We start from the raw sequence: 1,430 nt of genomic DNA, 5'->3' as shown, positions 1-1,430 counted from the left end.
GGCTCTTCACGAACGAGGGTGTAGCGCGGGTCTAAACCCTCCGGCTTCGAGCAGCGACCGAGCGATGTAGTGGGTGAGGTTGCGGAAGCCGAGGGCGGAGCCGCGGAGGTGTTCGAGTCGCCCGTTGATGGCCTCGGTGGGGCCGTTGCTGGTGCCGGGGCGGTCGAAGAATGCGAGGATGTCGCCCGCCCGCTGCTTCATGGTCCGGCCGAGCTTGCGGACCTCGACGAGCGCCGCGGGAACGCCGCTGCTGATCGCAGCGATCACCTCCTGCATCATCGCCTTCGCTTTCTTCTTGTCGGGCTCCCGGTAGGCCGCGACGATGCGCTGGTAGATGCCCCAGGTCGCCTCGACCTCGACGTGCTCCTCGCTCGCGAACACTGCGTCCAGGCGTGCCCGCTGCCGGTCGGTGAGCAGGCTCGCCCCGGTGTGCAGGGTGCGGCGGGCTTTGTAGAGCGGGTCGCCCTTGAGCCCGCGGTGCCCGGTGGTGTCTTGCTGGACCCGACGCCGGCAGACATCCAGCGCGTCGCCGGCGAGGCGGACCACGTGGAACGGGTCCATGACGGGGACGGCGTCGGGGAGTTCCTCGGCGGCAGCGGTCTTGAACCCGGCGAAGCCGTCCATCGCGACCACCTCGATCCGCTTCGCCCAGTCCGCAGGGCGGGCGGCGAGCCACTGCTTGAACACCACCTTGGAGCGGCCCTCGACCATGTCCAGCAGCCTCGCCGGCCCGGTCTTGTTCCTCGCGGGCGTGAGGTCGATGATCACGGTGACGTACTTGTCGCCCAGCCTCGTGTGTCGCCAGACGTGCTCGTCGACACCGATCGTGGTGACCCCGTCGAACCGGGCGGGGTCGTCGATCAGGCGCCGCTTGCCTTCCGCGAGGACGGCGGCGTTCGCGGCACTCCAGGACACCCCGAGACCTGCGGCGACGCGGGTGACGGTGAGGTGGTCGATGACGATGCCCCGCAGCGCCCGCTCCAGGCCGCCGCGGGAGATCTTCGCACGCGGCGCCGCTGCCCGCGTCATGTCCTGCCGCCACGTGCGCCGGCAGTGTCCGCACCGGTACCGGCGCACCCGCACCAGCAGGGTCGTCGGCCGGTGCCCGAACGGCTCGTGCGCCAGTCGACGCGTGACCGTGTCCCGCGGCACGCCCTCGACACCGCACTTCCGACACCACGGGTCGTCCTCGACGACGCGGCATTCGATCGTGGCCCGATCCGGCTCGATCAGCTGGCCGACGGCGACGAGGCCGAGCTCGTCGAGGCGGCAGAACGTGGTCAGGTCAGGGATCGCGAAAGTAGGGTGGAGCACGTCGAGGTCTTTCGGGATGGCGAGCGTGAAGAACTTCCATCATCCGGGAGACCTCGACCCCTACCCGGCCACCGACGCGCTCAACCGACTACACCCTCGTTCGTGAAGAGCCACTT

At 69.7% G+C, this 1,430-nt stretch carries 1 protein-coding gene; it reads right to left on the bottom strand.

The window, feature by feature from the left end; all coding sequences use genetic code 11:
* Positions 1–6: 6 nt before the first annotated feature.
* A complete protein-coding gene (locus AC1DA5_RS10525) occupies positions 7–1,314 on the bottom strand; it encodes an ISL3 family transposase (RefSeq protein WP_480290190.1) in 1,308 nt (435 codons plus the stop codon).
* Positions 1,315–1,430 lie beyond the last annotated feature (116 nt).

The sequence above is a fragment of the Pauljensenia sp. C0254C2 genome (assembly GCF_056583835.1).
This window is presented reverse-complemented; position numbering and strand designations above follow the sequence as displayed.